The organism is Candidatus Firestonebacteria bacterium RIFOXYD2_FULL_39_29 (assembly GCA_001778375.1).
In the GTDB taxonomy this organism is placed as follows: domain Bacteria; phylum Oederibacteriota; class D2-FULL-39-29; order D2-FULL-39-29; family D2-FULL-39-29; genus D2-FULL-39-29.
The window spans coordinates 1-15639 of sequence record MFGV01000071.1; the positions used below are offsets into that span (position 1 = coordinate 1).

The 15639-nt window shown below is 38.3% G+C and carries 13 protein-coding genes and 1 pseudogene; 1 reads left to right on the forward strand and 13 read right to left on the reverse strand.

What is annotated here, in order from left to right:
* Positions 1-202: 202 nt before the first annotated feature.
* The 6 genes from A2536_04880 to A2536_04905 form a co-directional block, all read right to left on the reverse strand.
* Positions 203-1948 (reverse strand): threonine--tRNA ligase, encoded by a 1746-nt coding sequence (locus A2536_04880; protein OGF45193.1) that lies wholly within the window; start codon positions 1946-1948, stop codon positions 203-205.
* 3 nt (positions 1949-1951) lie between these two features.
* Positions 1952-2635: a hypothetical protein gene (locus A2536_04885; protein ID OGF45194.1), complete on the reverse strand. Its 684-nt coding sequence runs from the start codon at positions 2633-2635 to the stop codon at positions 1952-1954.
* Positions 2636-2819: 184 nt separating this feature from the next.
* Complete coding sequence (locus tag A2536_04890) at positions 2820-3866, reverse strand: hypothetical protein (protein OGF45195.1); 1047 nt, start codon at positions 3864-3866, stop codon at positions 2820-2822.
* Between the two features lie 52 nt (positions 3867-3918).
* Positions 3919-5097: a hypothetical protein gene (locus tag A2536_04895; GenBank protein OGF45196.1), complete on the reverse strand. Its 1179-nt coding sequence runs from the start codon at positions 5095-5097 to the stop codon at positions 3919-3921.
* A gap of 83 nt (positions 5098-5180) precedes the next feature.
* Positions 5181-6167, reverse strand: coding sequence for a hypothetical protein (locus A2536_04900; GenBank protein ID OGF45197.1), 987 nt, complete (start codon positions 6165-6167; stop codon positions 5181-5183).
* Complete coding sequence (locus A2536_04905) at positions 6164-7021, reverse strand: hypothetical protein (protein ID OGF45198.1); 858 nt, start codon at positions 7019-7021, stop codon at positions 6164-6166. The genes A2536_04900 and A2536_04905 overlap by 4 nt, the downstream gene beginning before the upstream one ends.
* Positions 7022-7152: 131 nt before the next feature.
* On the opposite strand from A2536_04905, the gene A2536_04910 reads away from it, so the two are divergent.
* Positions 7153-8010, forward strand: coding sequence for a hypothetical protein (locus A2536_04910; GenBank protein ID OGF45199.1), 858 nt, complete (start codon positions 7153-7155; stop codon positions 8008-8010).
* Between the two features lie 113 nt (positions 8011-8123).
* Here A2536_04910 and A2536_04915 read toward each other — a convergent pair whose 3' ends face one another.
* The 7 genes and pseudogenes from A2536_04915 to A2536_04945 all read right to left on the reverse strand — a co-directional run bounded on the left by A2536_04915 (position 8124) and on the right by A2536_04945 (position 15639).
* Positions 8124-9923: a hypothetical protein gene (locus A2536_04915; protein OGF45200.1), complete on the reverse strand. Its 1800-nt coding sequence runs from the start codon at positions 9921-9923 to the stop codon at positions 8124-8126.
* A gap of 48 nt (positions 9924-9971) precedes the next feature.
* On the reverse strand, positions 9972-10892 hold the full coding sequence (locus A2536_04920; protein ID OGF45201.1) for a hypothetical protein: 921 nt from the start codon (positions 10890-10892) through the stop codon (positions 9972-9974).
* 158 nt (positions 10893-11050) lie between these two features.
* Positions 11051-13003, reverse strand: a complete 1953-nt coding sequence (locus A2536_04925) for a hypothetical protein (GenBank protein OGF45202.1) — start codon at positions 13001-13003, stop codon at positions 11051-11053.
* Positions 13004-13157: 154 nt separating this feature from the next.
* A complete protein-coding gene (locus A2536_04930) occupies positions 13158-13853 on the reverse strand; it encodes a hypothetical protein (GenBank protein OGF45203.1) in 696 nt (231 codons plus the stop codon).
* 160 nt (positions 13854-14013) lie between these two features.
* Positions 14014-15042, reverse strand: coding sequence for a hypothetical protein (locus tag A2536_04935; GenBank protein ID OGF45204.1), 1029 nt, complete (start codon positions 15040-15042; stop codon positions 14014-14016).
* Positions 15023-15346 carry a hypothetical protein gene (locus A2536_04940; GenBank protein ID OGF45205.1) on the reverse strand — a complete coding sequence of 108 codons (324 nt, stop codon included), beginning with the start codon at positions 15344-15346 and terminating at the stop codon, positions 15023-15025. Before A2536_04940 ends, A2536_04935 begins: the two co-directional genes overlap by 20 nt.
* An 8-nt stretch (positions 15347-15354) precedes the next feature.
* Positions 15355-15639, reverse strand: a pseudogene (locus tag A2536_04945) (hypothetical protein).

Sequence of the window (15639 nt, forward strand, 5' to 3'; positions counted from 1 at the left end):
TCACCAGTGCGATACATGGCTTGCTCCTTTGGAGTGAATATGCCATATTATATCATGTTAGTAATTTAATTGCGACACAGTCTGAATTACTAAATTCTAAATCCTAAGCAAAATTCATTGTATTTATATCTTCCTTTTTAGTGCTTAGTGCTTATATCTTAGTGATTGTTTTAAATTTAGTGCTTTATCCTTAGTGATTGTTTTAAGGAAGTTTCTTGTTTTTTATTTCTTCCGAGATCATTTCTTGGAATTTTACAAAATCCATCGGGCCGAGATCTTCGGCGCCGCGGCGTCTTACGGCAACTTTGTTTTCGGTAACCTCTTTTTCTCCGACCACAAGAATGTAGGATACTCTTTCATGCCGGGCATTTCTTATTTTGGCTCCTATTTTTTCGTCACTAAGATCCATTGCAACACGGATATTTGCATCTGCAAGAGCTTTTGCTGTTTGTTTTGCATATTCTTCCTGATTCCGGGTTATTGTAAGGAGCTTCACTTGAACAGGAGAGAGCCAGGTAGGGAAGTTTCCTGCGTATTTTTCAATAAGCATTGCCAAAGTGCGTTCATAACAACCGATAGAAGCCCGGTGAATTATCATAGGCCTTGATTGTTTATTATCTTTATCCGCATAAGTAAGATCGAATTTTTCGGGATTAGAAAAATCTATCTGGACGGTGAACATGGTATCTTCTTTTCCCCACACATTTCTCATCTGGACATCAAGCTTGGGCCCATAAAACGCAGCTTCGTTTTCGGCTTCCTTATATTTCATCCCAAGCTTATCAAGGATCTTTTTAAGCGTGCTCTCTGATTCCGCCCAGGCTTTTGGATTGTCAATATATTTTTCTTTATTTTTCGGATCCCATTTGGAAAATCTGTAATAATAATCCGTCAGCCCTATAGTTTTCATAATGTACTGTATAAAGTCCAAAACCTTTTCGAACTCCTCTTCCAGCTGATCAGGTCTGCATATTATATGAGCATCTGCAAGAGTAAACTGCCAGATACGGATCAATCCATGAAGTTCTCCGGACAACTCTTTTCTAAAAAGCAGTGAAGTTTCTGAGTACCTTATCGGCAAATCCCTGTAACTTCTGGTTTCGGCTTTATATATCATGTATTGATGAGGACAAGTCATAGGCCGCAGTGCAAGTTCTTCCCCCTCATCAGTTTTAAAAATAAACATCTTATCCCGGTAATGATCTAAATGTCCCGATACAGCATAAAGATCCGTCTTAGCAAGCACCGGAGTTTTTGTAAATTGATACCCTCTTTTAATCTCTTCATCCTCTATCCACCGTTGAAGCTCCCGTAGTATCGTTGTGCCTTTAGGAGTAAACAAAGGAAGCCCTTTCCCGACAAGAGGGCTTAAAACATAAAGCCCGAGTTCTTTCCCAAGTTTTGTATGATCTCTCTGCCTTGCTTCTTCCAGGTTCTTAATATGCGTTTCCAGTTCTTCTTTACTGTTAAAAGCCGTACCATATATTCTGGAAAGCATTTTATTCTTCTCACTACCCCGCCAATACGCCCCGGTAGCAGAAAAAAGTTTATATGCCTTCAGCTCTTTGGAATACCTGATGTGAGGCCCTCTGCAAAGATCAACAAACTCCCCCTGCTCGTAAACAGAAAGCACCTGTTCATCAGGCAGATCATTTATGAGTTCTACTTTATAATTCTCACCTTTTTCAGTGAATAACTTAAGAGCCTCCGCCCTTGAAAGTTCTCTTCTCTTTAAAGGAATATTTTCCTTTGTTATCTTTTTCATCTCTTCTTCGATCTTTCCAAGGTCCTCGACGGTAAAGGGGACCGCTTTATCAAAATCATAATAAAAGCCGTCCTCTATTGCCGGTCCTATCGCCAATTTTACTTCAGGCCACAATCTCTTTACAGCTTGCGCCATAATATGAGAAGCGCTATGTCTCAGGACTTCAAGATCATTATTGCTCATTTTTTACTTTTCCCCTATTTTAATTATTTTCTTTAATGCTTTTTCCAGGTTATTCACAATAACATCGGCTCTAACCAAATCTTTATTCTTGGTATATTCACTTTTTACAGCGATACAGAACATCTTTGCAGCTTTAGCCGCTTTAACCCCGGAAACAGAATCTTCCAGTACAAGGCAATTTTCCGGTTCTACACCCAGTTTTTTCGAAACTAACTTATAAATATCCGGCGCCGGTTTGGTATTTTTAACATCCGAACCTGTCACGACTGCGTTAAAATACTTTCTATAAGAGATGCGTACTCCCGCGGATTTCATAAGCAGAGGAACTACAACATCTATCTGCGCTTTTATACTGGAAGAACCGACCGCTATCTTAATTCCTTTTTTCTTTGCATACTCAAAAATATCCTTTAATCCCGGAAACACCTTAATATCTGAAGCTTTAATGATCTTTAAATACAGCTTTTCCCGTGCAGCAAGGAGCTTTTTAAGACTCTCTGTAACCCCAAAATCTTTTTTTATCTTTATAAAGTTATTTTTTGAGGAAACTCCAACGGTCTTTACCAGATAAGCCCTGCTTAATTTTACCCCGTATGAACTCATCAATTTCTTAACAGATTCACAATGGTAAAACTCAGTATCAGCCATCAGCCCGTCAACATCAAATATAATTGCCTTAATTTTCATAGTTTTTCGAATAATATGGGTATTTTAGCAGAAAATTGCCTTCTTTTCAACTTGAAATAGAGCTAGCAATCTTAAAGTTTTTTAGTGTTTCGCAGAATTCAAAACATACCGGAAAGAAAGAGTACTAATGCTTTTTCCACTTTTCTCACTTTGTTAACTTTCCCCACTCTTTCACCTTTTTTCCTTACGGATTTATGACTACTTTCAAACCTGTTCCGGATTCAACAGTCTTGATACCCTCAAGTATCTTATCCAGCGGAAACCGGTGTGTTATGAATTTTTTGGCGTTAATACCGCCTTTTTCACCGATAGAAAAGAGTTTTAGTGCTTCTTGATTGTGTCTTGGCAGGGAACCGGAAGTACCGTTTATGAAAACTTCACGGTAGTGAATAATATTAGAATCAAGATTCACGAACGGTTTGTCTTTGGGCAAACCGCCGAAAAAGTTAATACGCCCTCTAAACCCTATGTATTTAAGCGCTTCTTCCTGAGCCTTTCCGGACGGAGCGGCAACTATCACTACATCAGCTCCTCTTTTATCAGTTTCTTCCATAACCCGCTTTACCATATCTTCCTTCGCGGGATTAATATAGACATCAGCTCCGAATTTTTTTGCCATTTCAAGTCGTTGTTCAGCCATTTCCGCCATTATTACTTTTCTAGCTCCCCTGGCTTTCGCTATAGAAATATGCATAAGACCTATAGGTCCGGCACCCACTATAACAACCACATCACCCTTGCTTACTTTTGATAACTCCTGACCGTTTATAGCACAAGCAAAGGGTTCAACCACCGCACCTTCATCAAATGATACATTCTCCGGAAGTTTGTTTACACTCCCGTCATAAAGCATTTCCCCGGGCACTGCGATATATTCGGCAAACCCGCCGGGAAATTCATATCCGATAGCTTTAAACTTCTCGCAAAGATTGGGAAGTTCTTTCTTGCAGTAATAACATCTGCCGCAGGAAACAATCGCCGCGACTGAAACCCTGTCCCATTTTTTAAACCCTTTTACTTTGCTTCCTATCTCAAAAACTTCTCCGGCAAGTTCATGTCCTATTATCTGAGGAGGCTTTACGTTTGCTTTTCCGTGATGAAATGTTCTAATATCCGTACCGCAGATAGCGCAAGCTTTAACTTTAACTACAATATTATTATCAAAACATTCAGGAGCCGAAACTTCCTTTATTACAATTTTTTCTATACCTTCATATACTGCTGCTTTCATACTGTTCCTCCCTTTAATATTTGGCGGATCTTTTGACGAGATTACAGAACTATTAGATTCCATTGATATTAGATTTCAGTAATTCGAACTTTTTCTCAACCATTTTAAATAAAACATCTTTCGATTTTAACCCGGAAATGTTTTCAAGCACACAGCCCAGCCCGTTTTCCTTTAGCACTTTCTGGACTTTATTGGCTGCCTCATCTCCCTGAGGATTAAAAAACATCACGGCAGCCATTCCAAGTGCAATATTGTCCGGCACTCCACCCTGTTCTATTACAAGTCTGGCAGCACCCACAAGCCGGTCTATTGGCCCAAGCTTCCTTATAGGATCCTTGCCAACCCGGGCAACGGTATCACCCAAACTTTTATTGGCAAACCTTGCCAAAAGATCATCTATATAGTTATGCACTTCTTCCGGCGGTAAATTATGTTTTTTTATGATTGCGCTGCCTGACTCATTCATTGCGCTTTTAATATATTTTTTTACTATTGGATCCCCCACAGCCTGCCATATAAACTCATGTTTATGCAGATAACCCAGATACGCGCAGACGGCATGACCAAGATTATGAATGAAAAGTTTTCTTTCTTCAAAAGAAAGGAAATGCTCGCCGGGTATCATATTTTTAATTACCGGAATATCCCCCTTAAACCCATGCTTGGCGACAGGCAAAGTGCAAAACTCCTCAACCATAATGTATAGCGGGTCTTTTTTTCTTAAAGTTTCAGGCATCACCGGGATCATGCGGCCAAGAACCGTTTCTACAAAACCCACAGAACTTTCGACATAAGCGTGATATTCGGGCTCAAGTAATTCCTTTACATTTTCATGTACAAAAGCACCCGCATTTATCATATTTTCACCGATAATTATATTTAAAGGAAGAGTTATGCCGGAATCGGCTCTGGCTCTGATACCTGCTGCAAGAGCAGGACAGATATTCTTTAAAACATTTACCCCGACAGCAGTAGCCGCGATATCCGCAGTTTTTAATTCTTGAGCAACTGCAGAGAGTTCCTTTCCGTCAACGGCGCGAACATTTTTAATTTCGACTTTTTTCGCCTTACCGCCTATAATTTCCAGGATGTAACCTTTGCGTCTGTTAAGTTCATTTACCACGGCCTCATTAATATCTATGAAAACCGTTTCGTAACCGGATTCAAAAAACAACTGCGCAAAGAAGCCCCTGCCAATATTACCCGCTCCAAACATAACTAACTTCTTCATGTTTTCCTTTTTCTGTCAGGAATTTTCACTGACAACAAACGGGGTGAAATCGCATTGATTATTTTTTAGAATTTGAGATCTAATTATTTTATTTCTGGTAAAGTAAAACTGAAGGTTGTGCCCGCGCCTTTTTTGGACTCAATCCTCAAACGGCCGCCATGATGCTCTACTATCTTTTTAGCTATCGCAAGACCTATTCCATGACCCTCTCGGCCTGTATCTCTTACCTTATAGAAAATACTGAAGATTTTCCCCTGCTCTTCAGGTTCAATTCCGATACCATTGTCTTTAACCCAATATTCCACAAAATTTTCATTTAGTTTTCTTGATCCGACCTCAATATAAGCGCCTTCAATATCCCTGCTGAATTTAAGAGCATTCTGCATCAGGTTTTGGAATACCGACTGTATTCTGTTTTTCTCACCATAACAAGGCAGTAATATATTTTCAAATTTAAGTTTAATATTTCTTTTTTCCAGCTCAGGCGCAAGCATATCATGTATTACATGAACCAACGCATTGATATCTACACTATGGTTTTTCTCTTCCGACCTGTCAATTTTCGAAAGCTCAAGCAACGAATTTATCATAATATTCATAAAGGTAGAGCTTTCTTTTACTTTTGCAATATAATGTTTGTAATCAGGATGCGCATCCTTTGTTTTTTCCAGAAGAAGTTCAACATACCCCTCAATCCCGGAGAGCGGGGCCCTTAAATCATGGGAGATACTGTAAAGAAGGACTTCCATATCTTCATTTTTCTTTCTTAATGAAGCATTCAACCGCATGTTATCAGCCGCACTATTTGCCAGTTTTTCATTTAACAGTTTCATGGTTAAATCAGCTTTTACAACTTCTATACTGGTGCTCCTTGCATCGGCCACTACATTCAAAACCGGTTTCACTATAAAGCGGCTGATAATGAAAGCAATCAGACCGCCAAAAAATACAACAAGCGTAACTTTCACTTTAATATCATGCATAGGCAGGAATATCAAAATACTTAACGCTGAAAATATAAATATATACAATAAAATCATGCGGAAGAAAATATTAACCCTTTCGCTCATTTACCCCTCCCCGAAAGTTCGTTCTTTAAATTATTAGCTACTTCATTATCAATATTTTTCAATTCCTTTACAACTTTTTTGTTAAAGTTAACCCCGGCCGGAGTATTACTCATATTCTTTATAAGAACATATGCTTCTTTCTGAGTATTAGTATTTTCTGACCTGAGCGCTTGAATCAACAGTTCAACCAGATTTTTATTCGCAATTTTTTTCAGCACTTTAAAAGCCCACTTAGCGCGGTCATGTTGATCTTTATTTTCGGAATGATTATTAAACATTTTAATTATTTCATTCGGTTTATTATAAATCTCTTTTTCTACAAACCAGGGAATGCCTTTTTCAAGGAGATCAGCAATATCAAAATAGGCTCTTTTATCGGTTTCCAAAGCTTCTGCCTCTATAAAAACAGCATTCACATCAATATAGACCTTGGCATATTCAGCCTTTTGCATAACCGGCGCTATCTTTTTAAACATACGTGCAGTCCGGCTGCGAATCTCAGGAGATTCACTCTCCACATTAGAGGCAAACTTGGTTATTACTTCTGACATCATTTCCGGTTTTTTAATCCTGTCAAGTTCTTTTATAATCCGGGAAAGTTTAATAGTATCCTGCTTCAAGAGTATCTTTTCTTTGCCGGTATTCATCACCTCAGAGACCGTCCTCATAATCTCTTTGTAATCCATCGACTCAACGCTGACACTAAGAGATGATATTACAACAAAGATAACAATCGCTATTGTACTTATAATAAATATAACGATATTGAAAAAAAACATTGAACTACAAATACCGACAAGCCCTATTATTCCTATAACATTTAACTGTTTGTCAGAGATATCAGATATATTCATATGTTGATTTTAGCAGGTTTATTACGCATAGGTAAAGGACTTTTTTACGTACCAAACCCATAAAAAATATTTCATAATTGATACCAAACACAATTTTTGTTATTATATTACAAATTAAGCAGGAGGAAACTATGTTTAAGAAAGTATTTTTTATAGGTTTCTTATTTACAGTTGTTTTGTCTCTTCCATCTTCAGCGCAATGGACAAGTTATGAATTTGCAAAATTCGAAGACAAACCTCTGAAGTTAACCCTATATATTCCTAATGAAAAACCGACGGAACCAATGCCTGTGTTTGTCAGCATCCACGGCGGCGGTTGGAGAACAGGGGGAAGAGGAGATGATCCACAACCTGCCAAATTTGCCAAGCACGGTTATTTTTCGGTAAGTATAGACTACCGTTTAAGCGGAGAAGCAAAATTCCCCTCGCAAATTGAAGATGTTAAATGCGCAATAAGATTTTTAAGATCTAAAGCCAAAGAATTTAATATTAATCCTAATAAAATAGGTGTCTGGGGTTCCTCTTCCGGCGGTCATCTGGCAGCACTACTCGGAACCTCAGGAGATGTAAAAGAACTTGAAGGCAAAGGCGGATACAAAGAATTTTCAAGCCGGGTTCAAGCGGTTTGCGAGTGGTGCGGGCCTGTGGATCCTTTTAAAATTGAAGAAATGTGTAAAAAGCAGCAATACTGCGTGATTAATGATCTTTATAAACAGCTTTTTGGCGGAATGGCTTCAGAGAAAAAGGAATTAGCAACTAAATCAAATCCGGTAACTTTCATTACCAAAGACGATCCGCCCTTTCTTATAATGCACGGAGATAAAGACCAGATTGTTCCTCACGAACAAAGCATTTTATTATACGAAGCCTTAAAGAAAGCAGGTGTTGAAGCAACTCTTTATACTGTTAAAGACGGAAAACACAGCTTTGGCGGAGAGGATCCGGATAAAATGATGTTCGATTTCTTCGATAAGCATTTAAAAAAATAACATCTACAAAGCTTTTCCTTCGAATTTCGAGTTTATCTCGATATGACAACGAGTAGTTGGCAGTAGATATATTTCCTATAGAGAAAAGCTATGCTTATAATTTCGTATTTAATTTACCCGTGTATGCTTTTCTTCATGCTTTCCAGATGCTGACTGTACAACTCATTCACTTTTTTTCTCTTAAGTTTTAAGGTTGCGGTAAGTTCACGGCCAACTTCGAAAGGTTCTGACAAAAAGCGGAACTCCCGGACAAGTTCATAATCCTTAAACCCGGCTTTATTATTTACAAGCCGGATAATTTCTTTTCTATAAAGCTCCCGAATTACAGGCTGTTCCAATACGGCCTGAATATGCTTTTCCTGCCAATGAATACTGTTTTTCTCACAAAACTGTTTTAGCATTTCGATATTCGGAACTATCAGAGCGCCGAGTGATTTCCAGTCATGCCCAGTCACCATAACTGAAGCAACATAGTCACTTCTTGATATAACAGTTTCTAAAGGCACCGGATTAACATTCTCTCCGTTGGAAAGCACCACTATATCTTTTTCTCTGCCGGAAATCACCAGATTTTGATGTCTATCCAGATGTCCGATATCCCCGGTATCCAGCCAACCGTCGCAATCCAATATTTTTCTCGTTTCTTCAAAATTTCTGTAATAGCCCTTCATTACATTAGGACCTTTCACGTAAATTATCCCGTCTTCCCCGTTAAGTTTTTCCCTGCCTGTTTCGGAATCAATTATACGGATATGAACTCCCTCAAGCACAGGCCCTACAGTGTAAAGGGCCTTACTGCCGATAACCCTGACGGCTATAACAGGACTGGTCTCCGTGAGCCCGTAGCCTTCAATAAGTTCTATTTTGGCTACATTGAAAAAATCATCAATATAATCAGGTAATTTACTTCCCCCGGAAACTCCAAGTCTGAATTTTTCACCAAGCTTAGCCCTGAGTTCTGAAAAGACCATATTATCCAGCATCTTAGTCGTAAAATTACCGAATATTTTCGCAGGATGCGCGGGATGCTTTTTCTTATGGGAATCTATGGAAGTTTTCAGCATCAGGTTAAAAATACTTCTTTTAATACCGCTCTGCTCCTTAACTTTTTTCATTACTCCGTTATAGACCCTCTCCCAGATCCTCGGAACCGAAGCCATAACAGAGGGATTTTCGGAAATAAAATCTTCAAGAAGCGTTTTTTGACTCGTATAGAAAGTTTCCGCTCCTCCCACCATGGCAGCATATTTGACAATACGCTCAAAAGCATGCCAGGCAGGAAGAATAGAGATAAATTTATCTTCCCTGACTATTTTAATCCTGTGCAAGGCCGCCACGGCATTACTCATAAAATTGCCGTGACTCAGCTCAACGCCTTTTGGAAGACCGGTACTTCCTGAGGTATAAATAATACTCGCGGTGTAATCCCGGACGGCTTTGGGAAGCTGTTTTTTACTTTTACGCCCGACCTGCTCAATCTGGGAAATATGTCTTACTTTGGATATTTTTTCCAGGGACAAGACAAGCTCAACCCCTCTGTGTTTATGTTTTAAAAGTCTCTGAAGTATTGCTTCATTTTCAACAATCACAATCTTAGATCTACTATGTTCTAAAATATAATTAATTTCCTCGGCATCGGAATCATGCCCTCTCGGTACATCGATAAGGCAGGCATTATTAATAGCCAGCGTCAGAATACTCCACATTGGAACATTGGAAGAAAAAATAGCTATTCTATCTTTGGAGTTCAGTCCAATTTCAAGAAAACCGGAGCTGTAAGCGTTTATCAGCTCATGCGCCTTTAAATACGAAATACTATTTGTCTTCCCGTTTTCTTTCCAGGATACAAAGGGAGTATTTCCGTAGTTTTTAAAAGTTTTTATCAAATCCTGAATGGTTCTAATCTGATTCATAATTTATGCCTAACTGCAGCAAAAACCTCCTTCAAGGCATGCCGGGGATCATTCGTCTTTGACTATATCTTTCTTGGGCCAATAGAGAGATGCAAGAACTGAGATCAAAAGTACAACGGCTATAACCGCAAGTGATACTAGAACAGGTATTTTATAATAACCGGCTATCAGCATCTTTGTGCCTACAAAAACCAGGATTACGCACAGAGCGTATTTAATATAATGGAACCAATCAGTTATCTTGGCCAGAGCAAAGTAAAGTGAACGAAGTCCGAGTATTGCGAATATATTCGAAGTGTAAACTATAAAAGTGTCCTGAGTAATAGCAATAACTGCAGGAATAGAATCAAAAGCAAAGATCAGATCCGTAGCCTCAATTACCATTAGTACCATAAAAAGTTTAGTAATATGCCATTTACCGTTTATTTTTGCAAAATACTTATCTCCCTCAAATTCCGGATGGACAGGAACTGCTCTGGTAATTAATTTAAAGAAAATACTTTTTTCCGGATGTATTTCCTTGTTTTCACTTGTAACCATCTTTATTCCCGTAAATATAAGAAAAGCACCGAATACATAGATGATCCATTCAAACTGATGTATTAAAGCTATACCGCCGGATATGAAAATCGCCCGCATAATAAGAGCGCTTAAAATCCCTATAAAGAGAACTCCATGCTGGTATATCTTTGGTACTTTAAAATAAGAAAATACCATTAAAAAGACAAAGAGGTTATCAATGCTTAAGGACTCTTCTATCAGATACCCGGTCAAAAACTCAAGGGCAGGTTTTTTCCCCATCCAAAAATATACACCAAGATTGAAGAGCATGGCCAGTGTCACCCAGATAACACACCAGGTAAGGGCTTCTTTTAAACTCAGTTCAGTGTTTTTCTTATGAAAAACTCCCAGATCCAATGCCAGCATTACAAAAACAAAAGCTATAAAACCTATCCACGCCCAGGTCATATTTTGCCTAATATCCTTTTTAATATGATTTTACTTCAATTATTATAGCATTTTTCTAAACAAATATTCCAAGTGTCTTTTGAATCTTAAATTTCATGCTTTTCCGGAAGATCAACAAATGAACATATCAGGATTTGCAGATTGGAATTTTTACCTGTTTACAATCTGTCCTTGATAGTGCTTTTATCATACTCTTCCAGCTCTTTCGTATGTTTCTCCCACTCAAGATGAGCCAGGTCTATTTTTTCTTTCAGGTCTTTGTGGTGTTTTACTTTTTCGACGGAATCTTTTGATTTATAAGTTTCAGGATCAGCCAGAAGCACTCCCATCTGCGCATACTCCGCATCCAGTGCAGCCATTTCTTTTTCAGCTTTTTCCACCCGTCCCAGCAATTTTGCACGTTTGTATTTGTCATGCTTTACTTTTTTAACTTCAACAGGTTTGGTTTCATTAGGAGAAACAGATTCTTTCTTCACGGTACTTACAATACCATTTTTCAGATCTTCAGCTTCTTTTTGAAGAAGTTTCTTTTTATAGATATAATAATCAAAATCTCCGGGATACGACGTAAGTTTTCCGTTATCAACTTCCACTATTTTATTGGCAATACTCTTAATAAAATGCACATCATGACTTATAAAACAGATAGAACCCGTATAGTCTCTCAGCGCTTTAATGAGAATATCCCTGGACGGAATATCAAGATGATTGGTCGGCTCGTCCATCAAAATAAAATTCGGAGGATTTGATAAAACTTTTACCAGAACTAACCGGCTTTTCTCTCCCCCGCTTAATACTTTCACCTGTTTAAAAGCATCGTCACCCTTAAACATAAATATGCCAAGATGCTTTCTTATTTCCAGTTCGCTTTTCATCGGACAAACCGAATCTACTTCCTGAAAACAAGTCTTCTCCGGATCAAGGACATCCAAACGGTATTGCGGATAGTATTCGGGAATTACATTAAAGCCCTCTTTCCTCTGCCCTTTTTCAAAAGGAAGAATACCTGCAAGTATTTTAAGAAGTGTGGATTTTCCAGCACCGTTTACCCCTACCAGGGCTACTTTATCCCCGCGGTCAACCTTGAAATCCACACCCTGATAAACTTTATTTTCCCCGTAACTTTTATGCAGGTTGTGGAGGCTCATTACTTCTTTACCGCTTTTCTCAGGCTGGGGGAAGGAAAAGTGAAGGGTTTTCTTTTCCTTGACGATAACAATCTCTTCCATCTTCTCTATATATTTCATCTTACTTCTCGCAGAAGCCGCCTTACTCGCCTTGGATTTAAACCTGTTAATGAAATCCTGCAACTGCTCTCTCTCTTTATCCTGTCTCTTTTTTGCATCCAGGAGCTGTTCTCTTTTTAACTCTTTCTGGTCGACCATGAACTGATAATTGCCTTTGTAAGTTACAAGTTTGCCGCTGTCAATATCAACAAGACGGGTCGCGACATGATCCATAAAGTCTCTGTCATGAGAGGTAAATATAAGAATACCTTCATAGGAGGTAATGTAATCCTGAAGCCAGAGGAGCGAGTTCAAGTCAAGATGATTGGTAGGTTCGTCCAGAAGCATAATATCAGCGGGATTCACAAGAAGTTTGGCCATAGCGATACGCATGAGCCATCCTCCGGAGAATTCTTCAGTCTTTCTTCCAAAATCTTTCTCCGTAAAACCAAGACCCGTGAGTATTCTTTTGGCCATGTACTCTAAAGATACCACTTCCCTTCTTTCCACTTCGGAATGCAGATGCGTATATTCCGCAAAAAGCTGGTCATTATGTTCGCCTTCCGCCATCCGGTGTTCTATATCCGCAAGTTCTTTTTTTAACGCTTTAATATCTTTGCTGTCACTCATTACTTCATCAAGGAGCTTTTTTCCTCTTATAGAATCAATTTCCTGAGGAAGAAAACCAACCCGAGATTGGCCGTCACGGACAATCTCTCCGGAATCGGGAAGCTCTTCGCCCATAATTATCTTAAAAATAGTAGTTTTTCCCGATCCATTGGGCCCGATCAAAGCAACCCGCTCTCCGGGATTAAAGAAAACAGAGGCATCATCAAGCAAGACCCTCTCTCCGAAATGTTTTGTTAAATTAGTGATTTGAAGCATTTATTTACCTTTCCTTAACAAGACTGTTACCTTGCCATTCAGCCTCAAACGGCAGGTAAAATGTAACGACCCACTATATTGTGGGTCGTATTGTGATTATAGCACTATTAACCATATTTTGGAATGCTAAAAGAGAAGAGGGGGCAGGGTACCCTTATTTTGCTTTTTTATTACTTTTTTTCCTCGGAGGTCGGCCGGTCGGGAGGACTCTCAGTAGAACTTGCAGTTTATTTTCCATTTTTGCTATGAAATCTCCGTCTCCCAATGCCCTGCAGGAATTTGTTACTTTTCTGATCTCTTCCGTAAAATACTTATTATCTTCTTCCTCTAATACTTTCTTCCATTGTCTTTCTCTTACTCCGGTGTACTCATCAATTTTCCTGATCTTTAATGCTGACTCTCCCTTTCCAATATGCTCCGCGGCGCTTGACCATTTCCAGTCCCATGCTTTCTTTACCATCTTCGCTCTAACCGGGTTTCTTTCTACGTACCGTATTGCCTGCTTCAAGTAGCTTTCACTGTCTTCTATAAAACACGAGTAAAACCGCCCTTGCCACAGGTGCCCTCTGATCTTCTTCCTCTTATTATTGTACTGCGAATACCGGAAATGCGCTCTGTTAAAAACCGCTGAAATTGATTCTTTATCTTTTGGGAGGACTATAAAATGAACATGGTTTGACATAAGGCAATAAGCCAGCACTTTGAGGTCATACTCTTCAGCGTATTCTTTTATAAAGCCCAAATATATTTCCATATCCTTCGGACTTTCAAATACCTTCTGCCGGTAATTCCCTCTCTGTGTTATGTGATGCGGATATCCTTCTAATACCACTCTCGCTGTTCTTACCATGTCTTATTGTACATTATTTTCAAGCAAATTGCAACTTAAAGGGTGGCTGTCCCTCTTTTTATTTATTATAGTTGCGGAATCGCTGGTGACTGGCCCTCTTTATTACATCAAATTGCATCGTTAGGTAGCCCTTTCATAGTATCAGTCCCTTTTATGTCCTTTATTCTATCTCTCCCTTTAATAATACTTTTTTGGATGATTCATTTGGGTCATTGCTTATTATTAATATTTCTTTAGTCTGTTTTCCTTTTAAACCTTTTGCATTTATCTTAACAGTAACTTTTGTTTCTTCTCCAGGACTTAGTTTACTCTTTTTTAGGACGCCCAAAGTACATGTGCACTCTTCGACCATATCCAAAATATTTAGTTCTGCATCTCCAATGTTTTTTATTATGAAATATTGTTCTATTTGCACGCCCTCTGCTATTTTTCCAAAATCTATTACAGAATTATCTATTTGAATCTTGGGCTGTTTTCCGATTATTTCCATTTTTTGGGGCTTAACTTCATAATATTCATTTTTATTGTTAATAAACGGTAAATATTTTAAAAATACACCGTCCACTATTTTTGGATCAGAAATAATATTTTTAGGGACAACTTCGCCTTGCCTAGTGTCTTTTCTGGCAACATATATACGATAATAATTTGGAGGAATATGATCATGTTTTTTCTCATAAAAAGAAAAATACGCAAATATAATTTTGTCTTCCTTCTCCCATATCAAACAAGGTATATAATACTCTTTACTATTAAAAACAAAATCCCAGACACACTTGCGATATTTTTTTCCCCAGGTATTGATACAGTATTCTACGTATTTCCCGGCATTTTTTGAAACATCTCCATCCTGCGCCTGAAGCGGCTTAAAGAAGTCTCTGCCGAATGCAACCCATTTTAATTTCGACTGTCCGTCAAAGACATAAAAAGCGGATTTAAGAATATCATTATCCAGTTTCTTTTCTCTAAAAACGTTTTTTGGATCCATTACACTACTGTACCCTACTATGGCAGGCCGCTTTTCCTTTAACTCTTCATAAGTCATTCCCAAATACACATCTTGAAAATCTTTCATAGATAAGGAAATCTTATCCGCAAAAGATAAATTAATAATAAATAATGTAAATAAGAAAACAATTACAGTCCTGCATAAACCCCTTCGTGAATGCTCAATATAGAAGTTTGCCATCTACAAACGCCTCCTTTGCTTTATAATAGCAGTCTCCGGAAGAAGAACCTAGTTCTCTTCCAAAATAATTATTTGCTTCATCTTTAACTTTATCAACACAATCTGGATTATTATTTTCATGAACATGCCCCCAATTTTCAGCAGAAGATCTTCCAAGTTCCTGCGTATACCAGCAGCTTGCCCAAGCATGCCTTAATGCCTCTGTTTCTGGTCCATCCAAACTATATGTCCAGCCTGTTGCCATTCCAGTTGAAAATATAATATTTATATTCGCACCAATTTCAACTACTCTTGCGCATTCCACGGGATGAATTATGCACTTAAATATTGCACTATTTGCTTAAAGCCGGTTTCTTTTGCTTCTTTTGATTTTTCCCGAGTTGGGAATAATATTCCGTACCTGATTAATCCTTTTGATTCTTCCAATAAGGCAACGCTGTCTTTTTTAGAAGGATTTTCCAATAAATATTTAACATCTTCTACAAAACGTCTATTTAACAACCTATTTAGTTCGGCATCTTTCTGTATTTCATTTTTTAAACAGCTGTAAAACTTTGTTATTTCATTTAGCCTTAGAGCGGCTTCTGCATTTGTAGT

What these genes read in the sequence shown, in the direction of transcription:
- A2536_04880 (OGF45193.1), bottom strand. Translation starts at nt 1,948, where the DNA reads ATGAGCAATAATGATCTTGAAGTCCTGAGACATAGCGCTTCTCATATT.
- A2536_04885 (OGF45194.1), bottom strand. Translation starts at nt 2,635, where the DNA reads ATGAAAATTAAGGCAATTATATTTGATGTTGACGGGCTGATGGCTGAT.
- A2536_04890 (OGF45195.1), bottom strand. Translation starts at nt 3,866, where the DNA reads ATGAAAGCAGCAGTATATGAAGGTATAGAAAAAATTGTAATAAAGGAA.
- A2536_04895 (OGF45196.1), bottom strand. Translation starts at nt 5,097, where the DNA reads ATGAAGAAGTTAGTTATGTTTGGAGCGGGTAATATTGGCAGGGGCTTC.
- A2536_04900 (OGF45197.1), bottom strand. Translation starts at nt 6,167, where the DNA reads ATGAGCGAAAGGGTTAATATTTTCTTCCGCATGATTTTATTGTATATA.
- A2536_04905 (OGF45198.1), bottom strand. Translation starts at nt 7,021, where the DNA reads ATGAATATATCTGATATCTCTGACAAACAGTTAAATGTTATAGGAATA.
- A2536_04910 (OGF45199.1), top strand. Translation starts at nt 7,153, where the DNA reads ATGTTTAAGAAAGTATTTTTTATAGGTTTCTTATTTACAGTTGTTTTG.
- A2536_04915 (OGF45200.1), bottom strand. Translation starts at nt 9,923, where the DNA reads ATGAATCAGATTAGAACCATTCAGGATTTGATAAAAACTTTTAAAAAC.
- A2536_04920 (OGF45201.1), bottom strand. Translation starts at nt 10,892, where the DNA reads ATGACCTGGGCGTGGATAGGTTTTATAGCTTTTGTTTTTGTAATGCTG.
- A2536_04925 (OGF45202.1), bottom strand. Translation starts at nt 13,003, where the DNA reads ATGCTTCAAATCACTAATTTAACAAAACATTTCGGAGAGAGGGTCTTG.
- A2536_04930 (OGF45203.1), bottom strand. Translation starts at nt 13,853, where the DNA reads ATGGTAAGAACAGCGAGAGTGGTATTAGAAGGATATCCGCATCACATA.
- A2536_04935 (OGF45204.1), bottom strand. Translation starts at nt 15,042, where the DNA reads ATGGCAAACTTCTATATTGAGCATTCACGAAGGGGTTTATGCAGGACT.